The organism is Streptomyces sp. NPDC006552, assembly GCF_040611655.1.
Classification (GTDB): Bacteria; Actinomycetota; Actinomycetes; order Streptomycetales; family Streptomycetaceae; genus Streptomyces.
Genome location: NZ_JBEXOS010000071.1, coordinates 1 through 16671 on the forward strand (window position 1 = coordinate 1; position 16671 = coordinate 16671).

At 74.4% G+C, this 16671-nt stretch carries 13 protein-coding genes; 5 read left to right on the forward strand and 8 right to left on the reverse strand.

The genetic code is table 11. The annotated features are described in order from the left end of the window. Positions 1-262 precede the first annotated feature (262 nt). Positions 263-1249: a methyltransferase domain-containing protein gene (locus ABZY33_RS30155; protein ID WP_356494868.1), complete on the reverse strand. Its 987-nt coding sequence runs from the start codon at positions 1247-1249 to the stop codon at positions 263-265. Between the two features lie 116 nt (positions 1250-1365). Between ABZY33_RS30155 and ABZY33_RS30160 the strand changes: the two genes are divergently transcribed. From ABZY33_RS30160 to ABZY33_RS30180, 5 genes are all read left to right on the forward strand, one after another. Next, on the forward strand, positions 1366-1770 hold the full coding sequence (locus ABZY33_RS30160) for a globin (protein WP_356494869.1): 405 nt from the start codon (positions 1366-1368) through the stop codon (positions 1768-1770). 163 nt (positions 1771-1933) lie between these two features. Next, positions 1934-5233, forward strand: coding sequence for an FtsX-like permease family protein (locus ABZY33_RS30165; protein WP_356494870.1), 3300 nt, complete (start codon positions 1934-1936; stop codon positions 5231-5233). Position 5234: 1 nt separating this feature from the next. Then, positions 5235-7943: an ABC transporter permease gene (locus tag ABZY33_RS30170; protein ID WP_356494871.1), complete on the forward strand. Its 2709-nt coding sequence runs from the start codon at positions 5235-5237 to the stop codon at positions 7941-7943. Beyond that, complete coding sequence (locus ABZY33_RS30175; protein WP_356494872.1) at positions 7940-8098, forward strand: hypothetical protein; 159 nt, start codon at positions 7940-7942, stop codon at positions 8096-8098. The genes ABZY33_RS30170 and ABZY33_RS30175 overlap by 4 nt, the downstream gene beginning before the upstream one ends. Continuing rightward, positions 8095-9057, forward strand: a complete 963-nt coding sequence (locus tag ABZY33_RS30180; RefSeq protein WP_356494873.1) for an ABC transporter ATP-binding protein — start codon at positions 8095-8097, stop codon at positions 9055-9057. Before ABZY33_RS30175 ends, ABZY33_RS30180 begins: the two co-directional genes overlap by 4 nt. Positions 9058-9151: 94 nt before the next feature. Here ABZY33_RS30180 and ABZY33_RS30185 read toward each other — a convergent pair whose 3' ends face one another. The 7 genes from ABZY33_RS30185 to ABZY33_RS30215 form a co-directional block, all read right to left on the reverse strand. Next, positions 9152-9832 (reverse strand): hypothetical protein, encoded by a 681-nt coding sequence (locus ABZY33_RS30185; protein ID WP_356494896.1) that lies wholly within the window; start codon positions 9830-9832, stop codon positions 9152-9154. Between the two features lie 8 nt (positions 9833-9840). Further along, a complete protein-coding gene (locus tag ABZY33_RS30190) occupies positions 9841-10254 on the reverse strand; it encodes a thioesterase family protein (protein WP_356494874.1) in 414 nt (137 codons plus the stop codon). Further along, positions 10254-11918 (reverse strand): energy-dependent translational throttle protein EttA, encoded by a 1665-nt coding sequence (gene ettA / locus ABZY33_RS30195; RefSeq protein ID WP_356494875.1) that lies wholly within the window; start codon positions 11916-11918, stop codon positions 10254-10256. Before ettA ends, ABZY33_RS30190 begins: the two co-directional genes overlap by 1 nt. 168 nt (positions 11919-12086) lie before the next feature. Beyond that, the gene (locus ABZY33_RS30200; protein WP_356494876.1) at positions 12087-12383 is read right to left on the reverse strand and encodes a hypothetical protein; all 297 of its coding nucleotides are present in this window, start codon (positions 12381-12383) and stop codon (positions 12087-12089) included. A 123-nt stretch (positions 12384-12506) separates the two neighbouring features. Continuing rightward, a complete protein-coding gene (gene argG, locus ABZY33_RS30205) occupies positions 12507-13952 on the reverse strand; it encodes an argininosuccinate synthase (protein WP_356494877.1) in 1446 nt (481 codons plus the stop codon). A 209-nt stretch (positions 13953-14161) separates the two neighbouring features. Continuing rightward, positions 14162-15580 (reverse strand): TQXA domain-containing protein, encoded by a 1419-nt coding sequence (locus tag ABZY33_RS30210; protein ID WP_356494897.1) that lies wholly within the window; start codon positions 15578-15580, stop codon positions 14162-14164. Between the two features lie 421 nt (positions 15581-16001). After that, positions 16002-16523 (reverse strand): single-stranded DNA-binding protein, encoded by a 522-nt coding sequence (locus tag ABZY33_RS30215; protein WP_356494878.1) that lies wholly within the window; start codon positions 16521-16523, stop codon positions 16002-16004. Positions 16524-16671: the final 148 nt, after the last annotated feature.

Genomic DNA, 16671 nt, shown 5'->3' on the forward strand with positions numbered 1-16671 from the left:
TTCCCCGCCCCCCTGAGATGCGCACTACGTGCGCCATCTCATCGGCGCCCCTGGGCCAGCGGCGAAGCCGCAAGCCCCTCAGGGGCGCGGGGAACTGCGCGAGAAGCCCCACCGGCCCGCAGCCGAACAACAAGCCTGAAGGGGCGCGGGGAACTGCGCGACCAGCCCCCACCCGCCCGCAGATAGACAACCACCTTTAAGGGGCGCGGGGAACTGCGCAACCGGCTCAATCGGCCCGCAGGCAGACAACCGCGTCCGCGATTCAGTTCAGCGCCCACCCACAGGACCCGGCCGGATCGTCCAGCCACGCCCACCCCCGCCCCGCCACAACCGTCACCCCGAACCGCTCCCGCCCCGGCCTCCCCTCCCGCTCCCAGAGCGCGAACGCCTCCCGCGCGTCCATCACCCCACCCGTGAGCCCGAGCAGAAACCGGAACAGCTCATCCCGCAACGCCCACCCCGGCACCCCCTCCACCCCGGGCTCACCCCCACCCCCACCCCCGCCCCGCAGCGCGACAAAGTACGCCGGGGTCCGCAGAAACCGCCCCTCGGCGTACGCCGCATCCCGCACGCGCAGCGCCAGCAGCCCCGTGGAGAGCGGCGCGACGATCCGCGCCCCGGGCCGGCACTGCTCCAGCCACGCCCCGGGCACGGACCGCAGCGCGCACGTGGCGATGATCCGGTCGTAGGGCCCCCGCTCGGCACACCCCCGCGCGCCGTCCCCGGTGACGACGGCGGGCCGGTACCCGGCGGCGGCCAGGTGGGCCCGCGCGGATTCGGTGATCTCCGGGTCGAGGTCCACGGTGGTGACGCGCGCGTCGCCGAGCCGGTGCGCGAGCAGCGCCGCGTTGTAGCCGGTGCCCGCGCCGATCTCCAGGACCCGGTCCCCGTCGCGTACGTCCAGGTCGGCCAGCATCCGGGCCATCAGCGAGGGCTGGCTGCTGGAGGAGACCAGCTCTCCGTCGCGCAGCCGGGTCGCCAGCGGCCGGTCCGCGTAGACGCCGCGCAGCCAGCGCCGGCGCCGCTCGGGGTCGGGGTGCTCGCACCACAGCCGTTCGTAGCCGCCGGGCCCGCCGAGGAAGTAGTAGGGCACGAAGAGATGGCGCGGGACCCGCTCGAACGCCTCCCGCCACCGCGCGTCCGCGTCCCACACCCCGCTCTCCGCGATCTCCCGGACCAGCTCCGCCCGCGCCCGCTCCGCGAGCGGCCCGGTGTCGTCATCCGGTTCTGCCCCGCGCTCCGCGCCCATCTCCCCACTGTCCTGCGCCGGCGCCGCGACGGCGAGTCCCGCGACCCGTCCGGGGGCGGGTGGCGGAGGGTCCTGAGCCCCGCGTCCTAGGACCGCCCGTCTGAGAGCATGGGGAGGTGACTGAGATCCCGCGCGACACGCTTCAGGAGCAGACGTTCTACGAGCAGGTGGGCGGCGAGGAGACCTTCCGCCGCCTCGTACACCGCTTCTACGTGGGCGTCGCCCAGGACCCGCTGCTGCGCCCCATGTACCCGGAGGAGGACCTGGGCCCGGCCGAGGAGCGGCTCGCCCTGTTCCTCATGCAGTACTGGGGCGGCCCGCGCACCTACAGCGACAACCGCGGCCACCCGCGGCTGCGGATGCGGCACGCCCCGTTCCAGGTGGACCGGGCGGCGCACGACGCGTGGCTGAAGCACATGCGGGACGCGGTGGACGAGCTGGGCCTCTCCGAGGAGCACGAGCGGACCTTGTGGAACTACCTGACGTACGCGGCGGCGTCGATGGTCAACACCGCCGGCTGACCCCGGCCGCCCCGCGGGACAGCACCGCTCACCGGGCACCGCCCCTCGGTATCCGGTCCAGACCTCTTCCCCGGACCCCGTCGGCAATGACAATATCCGGACAGACTTTCGGGGGCGTACGGCTGGGCGTACGGCGTGGGACGGGGATGCGAGGCGGCACGGCGTGTGGGGTTTTGTCCTGCTACGAGTACGGGCGCACCGGCTGCTGTCGGCCGCTGCCCTGCTCGCGGTGCTGCTGACGACCTCGGTGCTCGCCATGCTCAGCGCGTTCTCCGCCGCGATCGGTGACGCCTCGCTGCGGTACTCGCTGCGCACCCGGGACGCGGCGACGACCGCGCTCGTGGTCCGGGCCGACGTCCCCGCCGAGGGGCGGGCCGCGGCCGTCGCCGCGCTCGACAAGGGCGCCCGGCGCACCTTCGACGGGCTGCCCGTCCACCGTGCGTCGCTGATCACGTCCGGCCCGTACGGGCTGCCGCACACCCCGCGCGGCGAGCAGCCCGACCTGACCCGCTTCGCGGCGGTCGAGCCCGCGCAGGTGAAGATCACCGCGGGCCGGCCGCCCCGGGCGCCGCGCGGCTCCGTGGTCGAGGCGGCGCTCCCGGCCGTCGCCGCGCGGCAGTTGCACCTCGCGCCGGGCGACCGGCTCACCCTCGCCGACCGGCTCGGCGGCCCGCAGGTCACCGTCGAACTGACCGGCCTCTACCGCCCGGCCCGTCCGCAGTCCCCGTACTGGACGCTCGACGAACTCGGCGGGCGCGGCGTGCGCAAGCAGAACTTCACGACGTACGGGCCGCTGCTCGCCGATCCCTCGGTCCTGGCGGGCGGCCGGGTCAGCGACGGGACGTCGGCGTGGCTGGCGTCCGCGGACTTCCGCACGGTCACCACCGGCCGGATCGACGCGCTGCGGGACGCGGCCCGGGCCGGCACCCGCGAGCTGCTGGGCAGCAAGGCGCTGGCGGGCACCACGGCGGTCGCCACCTCGCTGCCCGACGTGCTCGACCGGACGGAGCGGGCGCTGCTCGTGGCCCGTTCGACGCTGCTGATCGTGGCGCTGCAACTGGTGCTGCTCGCCGGGTACGCGCTGCTGCTCGTGGCGCGGCTGCTGAGCGCGGAGCGGGCCGGGGAGACCTGGACGCTGCGGGCCCGGGGCGGTTCGCGCGCCCGGATCGCCGCGCTCGCGGCGGCCGAGGCGCTGCTCCTCGCGCTGCCCGCCGCGCTCCTGGCACCGCTGCTCGCCGGTCCGCTGACCCGGCTGGTCGCCTCCCAGGGCGCCCTGTCGCGGATCGGGCTGCGGCTCTCCGGCGACACGGCGGGCGCGAGCGGAGCGGTGTGGCTGGTGGGCGCGGCCGTCGCGGTGGGCTGCGCCCTCGCCGTGACGGTGCCCGCGCTGACCGCGCGGGACCCCGGACAGGGCCGGGCCCGGTCGCTGCCCGCGCCGCTGCGGGCCGGCGCGGATGTGGGGCTGCTGATCGTCGCGGGCGTCGCGTACTGGCAGCTGGACCGGCAGACGGGCGGCGCGGGCGCGATCAGCGCCGGCCGCGGCGGGGGCTTCGGCATCGACCCGCTCCTGGTCGTCGCCCCGGCGCTGGCCCTGCTGGCGGGGACCGTGCTGACGCTGCGGCTGCTGCCGCCGGTGGCGCGGCTCGCGGAGCGGCGGGCGGCGAGCGGGCGCGGGCTGACCGCGGCGCTCGCGGGCTGGCAGTTCAGCCGCCGCCCGATGCGCGGCGCCGGCCCCGTGCTGCTGCTCGTCCTGGCCGTGGCCATGGGCATGCTGGCGATCGGGCAGGGCGCGTCCTGGGACCGTTCGCAGGAGGACCAGGCGGACTTCCGCGCCGGGGCGCCGGTGCGGGTCCTGGCCACCGAGCCCGGCATGGACCAGGTCGCGCGGTACGCACAGGCCCCCGGCGTGCGCGACGCCGCCCCGGGCTACCGCACCCCGGTCCCCCTCAGCGGCGGCCGGACGGCCACCGTCCTCGCGCTCGACACGGCGCGCCTCGACGACGATCTGCTGCTCCGCGCCGACCTCACCGACTCCTCGCCGCGGCGGACCGTCGCGGCCGTCACACCGAAGACGCGGCCGGCACCCGGCCTCCGGCTGCCCGGGGCGGCGACCCGCGTCCGCTTCGCCCTGCGCGCCACGAACCTCGACGGCGCGGGCACGGCGGGCCCCGGCGAGCTGACCACGGCCTCCGTGACGCTCCAGGACCGGTACGGGCTCACCTACCGGTTCCAGCTCGGCGCCCTCCCCCTGGACGGCCGCCGCCACCTCCTCGGCCTGGACCTCGGCCCCGCGGCGGGCCCGCTCTCGGTGAGCGGCCTCGACTTCGACACGGACGAACGCGCCGGGCGGGGCGCGCGCCACCGCATCGCCCTGGAGAGCGTCAACACCACTGCTCCGGGTGACCGCGCCCGGGACGTGGCTCTCGCCGGCACGCACTGGGAGACGTCGATGGTGGGGCGCGGCACCGCGGCGCCGCACACCGAGGGCGCCCCGACCGCCCCGGAGCTCGCCCCCGGCCGGCCCTCCCTGACCTACGGCACCGGTTTCGTGACCGCCCTGGAGGCCAACGTCCCGCCCAGCGTCGACGTCCGCCTCGACCTGGCGCGTCCCGCGGCCGGCGAGGTCACCGCGGTGGCCACCGACCGCTATCTCGCCTCCTCGGGCACCCGCACCGGCCGGCGCGTCGACGTGGACCTCGGCGGCCGGACCGTACGCGTACGGATCGTGGGCCGGGTCCGGGCGCTGCCGACGACCGGCCCCGAAGCCGGTGCGGCCACCGCGGATCCGGGCGGCGGGACCGGGGCCGCCCGGGCGAAGGACGGCGGCGCGCTCCTGCTCGACCTGCACGCCCTCAACCGGGCCCTGGTCGCCGCCGGCGCCGACCCGGCCACCCCGAACGAGTGGTGGCTGTCCACCGCCCCCGGCGACGACGCGAAGGCGGCGGCCGCGCTGCGGGCCCGCCCCGACACCGACCCCGCGCAGGTGGTGGTGCGCGCGGAGACCGCCGACCGGCTGCGCGACGATCCGCTCGGCGCGGGCCCGCAGTCGGCACTCGCCGCGGCGGCCCTCGCGGCGGCCCTGCTGGCGGCGGTCGGCTTCGCGGTGAACACGGCGGGATCGCTGCGCGAGCGCGGCACCGAGTTCGCCGTCCTCGGCGCGCTCGGCGCCTCGCGCCGCCGGCTGGCCCGCCTGGTCGCCGCCGAGCAGGGCGTCCTCGTGGGGCTCGCGCTCCTCGTGGGGCTCGGGCTCGGCGCGTTCCTCACCCGGGCGGTGGTGCCGCTGACCGTGCTGACCGGCGAGGCGACCCGCCCCGTACCCGACGTCCTCGTCCGGCTGCCCCTGCACCAGGTGGCGCTGCTCCTTGCGGGGGTGGCCGTCACGCCCGTACTGATCACCGCGGGGCTCGCCCTGCGCCGGCCGCCGCGCGCCGCGACCGCGCTGCGCGCCCAGGGAGGCGAGTGAGATGTCCGCCGCGACGAAGGCCGTGGCGCCCTGGACCCGGACACGGCTGCGGACGGCTCCCTGGCCGGCGCTCGCGCTGTTCCTGCTCGTCCTGCTCACGTCGGGCCTGGCCGCCGCGTTCCCGCGGGCCGTGGACCGCTCCGAGGACCGCGGGCTGCGCCGGGCCGTCGCGGACGAGGGCCCGAGCCGGATGATCCTGGACGTCACCGCGGACGACCCCGGCCTCGACCTCGCCCCGGACGAACGGGCCGCGACGCTCACCGGCGCCGCCACCCGGGCCGCGTACCGGAAGGTCGCCGCGGCCGTGCCGAAGCCGTTCGTCGCGGACCCGCGCGAGTCGTCGTACGGCCTGCGCACCCCGCAGGAAGGGCTGCCCGCCCCCGAGGCGCCCCGGCCGGAGGGGCTGGAGTCGCGGTTCACGCTGTACGCGCAGAACGGGCTCGCCGACCACGCGACGGTGACGGCCGGCCGGCTGCCCGGCGCCGAGCACACCGCCACGCGCCTCGAGGCCGCCGTGACCCGGGAGACCGCGCGGCACCTGCGGCTGGCACCCGGTGCGGTGCTGCACCTGCCGGTGGCCGCCGGCGGGACGGTCGCCGTCCACCTCACGGGGATCGTCACCCCGAAGAACCCGTCCGGCGCGTACTGGTCGGCCTCGTCCCTCCTCGGCACGCCCCAGTGGCGCGGCACGAAGGACATGCCGCCGACGCACTTCTGGGGCGCCGCGCTGCTGCTCCACCCGGACGCCGCGCCCGCGCTCACCGCCCTCGCCCCCGTCGAGCAGTACTGGCAGCTCTCCCCGGACACCTCCGGCCTCACCGCCCGCCGGCTGCCCGCGCTGAAAGCCGGTCTGGCGTCCACGACGGACGGTGCCGGACTGCTCGACGTGCGCCGGGCCACGGGCAGCGCGACCGCCGACGTCAGCAGCGGCCTCGACGACGTCATCGCCCGCTTCGAGTCCCTGCGCTCGGGCATCACGCCGGTGGTGGCGGTCGCCGCGTACGGCACGGGCACGGTCGCCTGCATCGTGCTGCTCCTGGCGGGCGGGCTCGCCGCGGACCGGCGCCGCACCGAACTGGCGCTGCTGCGCTCGCGCGGCGCCTCCCTGCCCGGCCTCGGGGTCCGGCTGCTCGCCGAGACGGCGGTGCCGGCGGTCCCGGCCGGTCTGCTCGGCTGCCTGCTCGCGCTCGCGGCCGTCCCCGGCGACCGCTGGTACCCCTCCGCGCTCGCCGCGGCCGCCGTGACCGCGGTGGCCTGCGCCGCGCTGCCGGTCCGCGCGCTGGCCGCGCACCGCAGGGCGCGGCTGCACAGCTCCCGCGACGACGTGGCCACGACCCGCCCGTCGGCCCGGCGCACGGTCGCCGAACTGACCGTCCTCGTCCTGGCCGTCGGCGCCGTCGTGGCCCTGCGCCGCCGCGGCGCCACCGGCGGCGGCGACGGCCTCGTCGCGCTCGCGCCCGTCCTGGTCGCCGTGGTGGCCGCCGCCGTCCTCGTGCGGATCTCTCCGCTGCCGCTGCGCCGCCTGGTCGGCCCCACCGGCCGCCTGCGGGGCGCCGTCGGCCATCTGTCGCTGGCCCGCGCGGCCCGCGCCGGCGCGGGCACCGCCGTCCTGCCGCTGCTCGCACTGCTCACCGCGCTGACGACGGCGGCGTTCGGCGGCAGCGTCCTCGCCGGTATCGACAGCACCCGGGACCGCGCGGCGCTCCTGGTGACCGGCGCGGACGCCCGCGTCGACGGGGGCGGCCCGCTCTCCGCCGCGCGCGTCGCCCGGATCCGCGCCACGCCCGGCGCGGACGCCGTCACGCCGGTCACGGTCCACTACGACGCCGAGGTCCGCGAGGGCACCCGGCGGCTGCCGCTCGCCGCGGTCGACCCCGCCGGGTACGCCCGCCTGGCCCGCCACACCGGTCTCGGGGCGTTCCCCGCCTCCGCGTTGCGGCCGGCGGGCGGCGGCACGGTCCCGGCCCTGGTCTCGCCGTCCATGGCGGAGCTGTTCGCGGGCGGCCGCCTCGACCTGTGGATGAACGGCGAGACCGTGACCCTGCGCGCGGCCGCCGTCCGCACCACGACACCGGCCCTCTCCGACGACTTCCTGATCGTCGACGCCACGGCGCTGGCCCGCGCGACGAAGGCCGCGAGCCGCCCCACGACGCTGCTGCTGACCGGCGCCCATCTCGACGCGGGCGCCCTGCGCGCCGCGGCGGGCCCGGGCGCGGCCGTCCGGCTGCGCGCCGTCGAACGGGCCCGGTTCGTCGACTCCCCGCTCCAGACCGGCGCCACCGGCATCTACGTGGCGGCGGTCGGCGCGGGCGCGGGCCTCGCCGTCCTGGCACTCCTGCTCTCCCTGGGCCGGGCCACCCCGGAACGCCTCGCGCTCCTGGCCCGGCTGCGCACCATGGGCCTCACCCGGGCCCAGAGCCGCCGGCTGCTGATCCTGGAGTCGCTGCCGCAGGCCGTGCTCGCCGCGGCGGGCGGCACCCTCACCGGCTGGGCCGCGATCCGCCTCCTCTCCCCCGGCCTCGACCTGACCGGCCTCGCCCTGGCGGACGCGGCGGGCGGCACCACGAACCACCTGAGCACCGACCCGCTGTCCCTGGTACTGCCCGCGCTCTGCGTGGTCGTCCTGGCGGTCGGCGTGGCGTCGCTCCAGGCGTGGTGGGCGGGGCGACGGGGCTCCGTACGGGAGTTGCGGGCGGGGGAGGCGGCGTGAGGCACGTACGGGACACGAGACAGGCGGAGCGGTACGCGGTGTCGCACACCAAGCACTCGGGGCCGTACGCGGCGCTGCGCACCAGGGGCGCGGGCGCCTGGCACCGGCGTCCGGCCCACGACGAATCCACCACGCAAGAGGCGGCCACCTCATGACCAGCGACCACCCCGGTACCCCGACCCTCACGGAACTGGAGGCGCGGGCCTCCGCCCACCGGCACCGCCCCGCCTACGGCCACGACGCGCTGATCAGCTGCGACCGCCTGGTCCGCGTCTTCACCACGGACGGCGTCGAGGTCCAGGCTCTCCAGGGCCTTGATCTCCTGGTCCGCGAGGGCGAGTTGATGGCGCTGGTGGGGGCGTCGGGCAGCGGCAAGTCGACGCTGATGAACATCCTGGCGGGCCTGGACGAACCGACCGCGGGCGCGGCCAAGGTCGCCGGCCACGACCTGCTCACGATGGGCGCCAGGGAACGGCTGCGCTACCGCCGCGAGGCCGTCGCGTTCGTCTGGCAGCAGACGGCCCGCAACCTCCTCCCCTACCTGACGGCCGCTCAGAACGTGGCGCTGCCCATGCAGTTGCGCGGCCGGACCCGGCGCGCGAAGAAGACGGAGCGCGCCACGGAACTCCTTGACCTCCTCGGCGTGGCCGACTGCCGCGACCGCCGCCCGCAGCAGCTGTCCGGCGGCCAGCAGCAGCGTGTCGCCATCGCGGTGGCGCTGGCCAACGAGCCGAAGGTGCTGCTCGCCGACGAGCCGACCGGCGAACTCGACTCGCACACCGGCGAGCAGATCTTCGCCGCGTTCCGCACGGCCAACGAGGAACTGGGCACGACCGTCGTCATCGTCACGCACGACCAGACGGTCGCCTCCGAGGTGCGCCGCACGGTCGCCATCCGCGACGGCCGCACGTCGACGGAGGTGCTCCGCCGCACCCAGGTCGACGCGGCGACCGGCCAGGAGTCCCTGGTCTCACGCGAGTACGCGATGCTGGACCGCGCGGGCCGACTCCAGCTCCCCGTGGAGTACACGCACTCCCTGGGCATGCGGGACCGGGTCATGCTGGAACTGGAACCGGACCACATCCAGATCTGGCCGGACGACGAAGAACGCTGAGCGCATCTCGGGGGCGCGGGGAACGGCGCGAGAACCCCCACCGGAGGCGCGCCCGCAAACGACACGACACGACACGCCACGCCCAGGGAACCGCTCAGGCGGGCCCGACCGAAAGCCCGCCAAGACCGCCGGCCGCACCACGCCGCACCACCACAGCCCCGTACGGCGTACGCAACCGCACCCACGCCCCGGCCACCAGCAGATCGACCCGCTCACCCCGGAGGAACCCGAGCGAGGCCGCCGCGTGAGCGACCCGCACCGGCACCCCGCTGCCGCCGATCTCCCGGGACCAGATCTCCCGGCCCAGCGCGTCGAGCCCGGCCCGCGTCCGCGCCTGCGGCGCCAACTCATCGACCCGAGCCCGGAATTCACCGACGGCGGCCTGCACGAGGCCGCGCAGCGCCTCGGCCCCGGGGAATCCCAGGACCCGCTCCCAGCCACCGCGCGGCGGCAGCACCCCGGCCCACGGCGGACCCGTGACGGCCCCGGGGACGGTGGCGGTCGAGCCGCCCGCGTCGATGGAGTCGAGCAGCTGCCCCGCGGAGACGGTCACGTCGAGGACGTCGTCGATCCCGTTCTCGTAGGGCTTGAGCAGCCGCGCCGTACGGACCGCCAGCACCTCGAACGACGGCGGCCGCCCGAAGACGGCGAGCGCCTGCCCACCGGCCTGGGCCTGGAGCCGGACGGCGGCCGCCTTGTCGTAGTGGAGCAGCCGGCCCAGGAAGGCGGCGACGTCCGCCGCCTCCCCGGCATCGGCGAAGGACAGCACGGACACGGGCGCGCTCATGCGGCGAGCGCCTCCACGCCGTCGTCGAGGTACTCCCGCAGGAAGGACTTCTCGTCGTCGGTGATCCGCCGCGGCCGCTGCGCCTCGAAGTCGAACGGCACGATGACCGTCGACGCCCGGACGTAGACCTCGTCCGCGTCCTTGACCTCGTAGGCGAGCGTGAACGAGGCGGCCCGTATGTCGGTCACCCACATCTCGATGTCCACCGGCGCGTGCCGGTGGACCAACTGCCGCTTGTAGTCGATCTCATGGCGCGCCACGACGGACCCCTGCTGGAAATCCTTGTCCGGCCGGAACAGGAAGTCGATGCGTGCTTCTTCGAGGTACCGAAGAAAGACCACGTTGTTGATGTGGCCGTACGCGTCCATGTCCGCCCAGCGCAGGGGGCAGGCGTATACGTGGCGGGCCATCAGCCGCGGGTCAGCTTCTTGTACGTGGCGCGGTGCGGGCGGGCCGCGTCGGCGCCGAGCCGCTCGACCTTGTTCTTCTCGTAGGAGTCGAAGTTGCCCTCGAACCAGAACCACTTGGAGTCACCCTCGTAGGCGAGGATGTGCGTCGCCACGCGGTCCAGGAACCACCGGTCGTGGGAGACGACGACGGCGCAGCCGGGGAACTCCAGCAGCGCGTTCTCCAGGCTGCTGAGGGTCTCGACGTCGAGGTCGTTGGTCGGTTCGTCGAGGAGCAGGAGGTTGCCGCCCTGCTTGAGGGTGAGCGCGAGGTTGAGGCGGTTGCGCTCACCGCCCGAGAGGACGCCCGCGGGCTTCTGCTGGTCCGGGCCCTTGAAGCCGAAGGCGGAGACGTAGGCGCGCGACGGCATCTCGACCTGGCCGACGTTGATGTAGTCCAGCTCGTCGCTGACGACGGCCCAGAGGGTCTTCTTCGGGTCGATGTTGGAGCGGTTCTGGTCGACGTAGGAGATCTTGACGGTCTCGCCGACCTTGATCTGACCGGAGTCCGGCGTCTCCAGGCCCTGGATCATCTTGAACAGGGTGGTCTTGCCGGCGCCGTTCGGGCCGATGACACCGACGATGCCGTTGCGCGGCAGCGTGAAGCTCAGGTCGTCGATGAGCACCTTCTCGCCGAAGGCCTTGCTGAGGTTGCTGACCTCGACGACGATGCTGCCCAGGCGCGGGCCCGGCGGAATCTGGATCTCCTCGAAGTCCAGCTTCCGCATCTTCTCGGCCTCGGCCGCCATCTCCTCGTAGCGCGCGAGACGCGACTTGGACTTGGTCTGGCGGCCCTTGGCGTTGGACCGCACCCACTCCAGCTCTTCCTTGAGCCGCTTCTGGCGCTTCTCGTCCTTCTTGCCCTCGACCTTGAGGCGCTCGGACTTCTTCTCCAGGTACGTGGAGTAGTTGCCCTCGTAGGGGATGGCGCGGCCGCGGTCGAGCTCGAGGATCCACTGGGCGACGTTGTCGAGGAAGTACCGGTCGTGGGTGATGGCCACGACGGTGCCCTTGTACTGGGCCAGGTGCTGCTCCAGCCAGTTCACGGACTCGGCGTCGAGGTGGTTGGTGGGCTCGTCGAGGAGGAGCAGGTCGGGCGCCTCGATCAGGAGCTTGCACAGGGCGACGCGGCGCTTCTCACCACCGGAGAGGTTGGTGACGGGCCAGTCGCCGGGCGGGCAGCCCAGGGCGTCCATGGCCTGCTCCAGCTGACCGTCGAGGTCCCACGCGTCGGCGTGGTCGAGGTCTTCCTGGAGCTTGCCCATCTCCTCCATCAGCGCGTCGCTGTAGTCGGTGGCCATGAGCTCGGCGACCTCGTTGAAGCGCTGGAGCTTGCCCATGATCTCGGCGGCGCCGTCCTGCACGTTCTCCAGGACGGTCTTCGACTCGTCGAGCACCGGCTCCTGCATGAGGATGCCGACGCTGTAGCCGGGCGAGATGAAGGCGTCACCGTTCGACGGCTGCTCGATCCCCGCCATGATCTTCAGCACGGTCGACTTACCGGCACCGTTCGGACCGACGACGCCGATCTTCGCCCCGGGGTACATGCTCAGGGTGACGTCGTCGAGGATCACCTTGTCGCCGTGCGCCTTGCGCGCCTTGCGCATGGTGTAGATGAACTCAGCCAAGAGAAACCGTCCGGCAGTCGAAGTGTGGCAGCGCGGGGCCCGCAATTGCGGCTCCGCCGCGTGAGGGCAGATACACCCCATCTTGCCGTACGGCCACCCTTGGGCGGAAACCCGTATCGGTGGGTGGGCTTGAGCTGGGAGTTCGGGGGCGGGCGCGGCGCCGCGGGCTTACGGCGCGTACACCAGGAGCGCCGCCGTCGGCAGGAGCGTGCCCGTTGCGCTGAGCAGCCAGTAGTGGCGGGTGGTGAGAGGCGTGCGGCGGGCGAGGGCTCGGTTGGGGAACCACCAGAGCAGGGCGTAGAAGGCGAGGACCGGGGCGATGATCACCAGCCAGAGCGCCATGCCGTCGTTCTCGGTGGGGGCGGGATCGATCCAGTTCGACACCAGGTACCAGAGCAGCCAGATCGGTACCACGCCCGGGACGCCGAGGAGCAGGTTGAGCGCCAGCGGGGCGACAGGCGTCAAGAGGGTCGGGAGTCTCCGCCACCGTCCGGTCATGTCTTGCCGCTCCCCCGTGTCCGGCCCTGCCCGAAGGGCCGCCCGTGCCGGGTGGCGGCGGGGCAGCCCCTACTGACGTGCGGGTGGGTCTCAGTCCGTGCCGAATTCCATGGCCGCGCGGTCCAGCAGCTCCGCGTCGTCGGAGGTATCGCCGCGGGACGCGATCGCCTCCGCGCCGCCCTCGGGCATGGCGCCGATCAGGCCGGTCGCGGCGGCCTGGGCGGCACCGATCGCCGGGTTCGCGGTGCCGATGAGGCCGAGGCCCGCGTACTGCTCCAGCTTGGCGCGGGAGTCGGCGATGTCGAGGTTGCGCATGGTGAGCTGGCCGATCCGGTCCACCGGGCCGAACGCCGAGTCCTCGGTGCGCTCCATGGACAGCTTGTCCGGGTGGTAGCTGAACGCCGGGCCGGTCGTGTCGAGGATCGAGTAGTCCTCGCCGCGCCGCAGCCGCAGGGTGACCTCGCCGGTGACGGCGGCGCCGACCCAGCGCTGGAGCGACTCGCGGACCATCAGGGCCTGCGGGTCCAGCCAGCGGCCCTCGTACATGAGGCGGCCCAGGCGCCGGCCCTCGTTGTGGTACTGGGCGAGCGTGTCCTCGTTGTGGATCGCGTTCACCAGGCGCTCGTACGCGGCGTGCAGGAGGGCCATGCCGGGCGCCTCGTAGATGCCGCGGCTCTTGGCCTCGATGATCCGGTTCTCGATCTGGTCGGACATGCCCAGGCCGTGGCGGCCGCCGATCGCGTTGGCCTCCATCACCAGGTCGACCGAGGAGGCGAACTCCTTGCCGTTGATCGTCACCGGGCGGCCCTGGTCGAAGCCGATCGTGACGTCCTCGGTGGGGATCTCCACCGACGGGTCCCAGAAGCGGACGCCCATGATGGGCTCGACCGTCTCCACGCCCGTGTCGAGGTGCTCCAGGGTCTTGGCCTCGTGCGTGGCCCCCCAGATGTTGGCGTCGGTGGAGTACGCCTTCTCCGTGCTGTCGCGGTAGGGCAGCTCGTGGGCGAGCAGCCACTCCGACATCTCCTTGCGGCCGCCGAGCTCGGTCACGAAGTCCGCGTCCAGCCAGGGCTTGTAGATCCGCAGGTTCGGGTTGGCGAGCAGGCCGTAGCGGTAGAACCGCTCGATGTCGTTGCCCTTGAACGTCGAGCCGTCGCCCCAGATCTGGACGTCGTCCTCGAGCATCGCGCGGACCAGCAGCGTGCCGGTGACGGCGCGGCCGAGCGGCGTGGTGTTGAAGTAGGCGCGACCGCCCGAGCGGATGTGGAACGCCCCGCAGGTGAGCGCCGCGAGACCTTCCTCGACGAGGGCCTCACGGCAGTCGACGAGCCGGGCGACCTCGGCACCGTAGGCCTGGGCGCGGCCCGGGACCGAGTCGATGTCGGGCTCGTCGTACTGGCCGATGTTCGCCGTGTAGGTGCAGGGGACGGCGCCCTTGTCACGCATCCACGCGACCGCGACGGAGGTGTCGAGGCCGCCCGAGAAGGCGATGCCGACGCGCTCGCCGACGGGAAGAGAGGTGAGGACCTTGGACATAGGAAGAGTATGCATCATCGCGCATGGTCATGCAAAGGGGAGGTGCGTACCCCATCCGAGCGCATATGGGTCCCGCCCCGCCCGGCCGCGATGACGAACCGCCCCCGCGGGACGGCAGGACGGCTGGACGGTGGAGCGGCGGAACGGAGAGAGGGAGAGACGGCCGGGACGGAGGGCCCACCCCCGCCCCTCCGTCCCGGTAGCGCGCGCTACTCGCCCTCGCTCGGCGGCGTCTTCCTCTTCCGCACCAGGACGAGGGCGGCTCCGCCGACGACCACGAGCGCGATGGCGAGGCCCGCGATCACCGGTGTCGCGTTCGAGCTGCCCGTCGCGGCGAGGTCCGTGGCGGCGCCGGAGCCGCCCACGGAGGCCGGGCTCGGCTGGATCGTCGCCTGCGTGGTGAGCCCGCTGTCCGCGGAACCGGCCGCGGCGGCCACCGTCCGGCAGTCGAGCACCCCGCGCAGCCGCTTCTCGAAACCGTGCGGGCCCTTGATGGTGAAGTCGTACGCCTGGTCCTCCTGGAGCGGGATCGTCACCGTCCGCGAGGCCCCGGCCGGGGTCGTGTACGCGGCGCCCATCAGCGTGAAGGTGAACGGCTTGTCGCCCTTGTTCACCGCCGTGATGTCGACCCCGCCCTTCGCGCAGTTCTTCCGCGCGGAGAGCGCCGGCACCGGGCCTCGGTCCGCCCAGTTCACCGTCGCGCTCGCCGCGACCGTGGACTCGCTGGAGCCCGCGAGGATCTGCGTCTGGCTGCGGGTCTCGGAGGTGAAGGCGCGGCCGACGGGCACGGTCGTGGACGCCTGCACGGTCAGCGCGGCGGAGTCCGCCGCGGCGTCCTCGGGCACGTCGAAGTAGAGCCGGCTGCCGTCGGCGGCGGTGGTGACCGGCTTGCCGGCCTTGTCGACGACCCTCACCCCGTCCGCCGCCGCCCCGGCGGGCGGCGCCACCGAGACCGCGTCCGCGTTCGTGTGCACGGTGACCGGGCCGAGCCGCTCACCCGGGCGCCCGGCTACGGCCCCCGGCGTCAGGGTCAGCGAGGCACCGGGCTCGGTCAGCGCGCCGGCGCTCTTCTGCAGGTAGTCCGCCAGCTTCTCGGCGGCCGGGCTCACCGCCTCGACGGCGGCCTTGTCCGAGTACCGCCAGATGGCGACCTGGGTGCCGGCCGCGGCGTCCTGCTCGGTGAGCCTCCCCGCGCCCGCCTTGCGGGCGAGCGCGGCGAGGTCGTTCACCTGGGGGTAGGAGTTCTGCAGGATCCAGCGGATGCGGCCCGCGTCCGCGTTCCCGCTCAGGGACGTGCCGCTCCAGGGCGTCTCCTGGTACCGGGCGTCCGTCTGGGTCGGGTTGTGGATGTCGATGCAGTACGTCTGCAGCGTCCCGCCGCCGTCGACGGTCATCCGGAACAGGCCCGCGGAGACCTGCTCGTCGCGCTCGCCGTCGTGGATCACGGCGGCCCCGTACGTCTCCAGGCCGCCTATCGTGGCGCTCGCGCCGCCCGGCTCTCCGGCGCCGTCGTCCGCGGCGGCCGCCGTGGCCCCGGATATCGTCCCGGCCACCGCGAGACCCGACACCAGGGCCGCGGCGGCGAGGCGGGCACCGCCGCGCCCTCGGCGCCCGGCCCGTGAGAACACAGAAAACACGTAATTCCCTTCAGGCAGGACGTGGTGACACATGGGGGGTGGTGTCCCGCCGGTGAAATCGCTGAGTCCGTCGAAGCCCCTGGGACCGGTCCCAGAAGCCGCGCCCCTGGACCGGGCCTCGCGGGGCCCGGCCTCCTGAGGCTCTTCGAGCGTCTCAGCCCCCTGAAGCCCATCGAGCCACGCCCGGCATCCTAGGGAAACGGCTCCTCACGATCCCCAGAGCCGAGTCCCGGCAACCGATCCGAATCGCAATCGTTATCGCCAACACCGGTTCCAGCCTTGCCTTATCGATAAATCTCCGGAACGCAGGCGTCGATAAGCCACACTTCGGTCACCGGGCCGCTCGCCCGCCACGCCCCGGAGCCGCCCGCCCTCTCCGCACACCGGCACACCGTCTCCTGGCGCCGCCGTCTCACCCCACGGGCTGCCTCTCGGGCTCAGGCTCGGGCGCCGGCCGGGACGCCGGCACGGGTGCGGGTACGGGCACGGGGTCGATCTCGAACGACACGTCGTCCGGCGGCTGTTGGACCCCGCGCCCCTCCCCGTCGACCGCCCGGACCGGGTCTGCGGACCCCCTGCGCTGGGCCCGGCGGAACGCCGCCGTACCGCGCGACAGATCGTGACCCACCGCCGTCGCCGCGATGTCCGCCGACGTCCAGTGCTGCCCGCCCCTCTCCTCGTCCCGGACCTTCAACCTGCCCTGCACGATCACCGGTTCACCGATGGACACCGACCCCTGCACGTTGGAGCCGAGCGCCCCCTTGGCCCACACCGTGAAGAAGTTCGTGTGGCCGTCCACCCATGCGTTCTGCACCGCGTCGAAGCGCCGTGGCGTCACCGCGAGCCGGAACCGGGCCACCGGCCCCGTCGGCAGCTCCCGGTACACCGGCGTCGTCGCGACGTTCCCCACCACGGTCAGCAGAGTCTCGTTCATGTCGTCCGTCCCTCCCCGTCAGCCTCGCGGCCCGAGCCGTCCCGGACCACGTCGAACCCAGCGCGGCCCGGCCCGTCCCGGCACCGCCCCGTCGGCGGCCCGGACCGAACCCCGGCCACATCACACCCAGCGCGGCCGAACCAGCCCC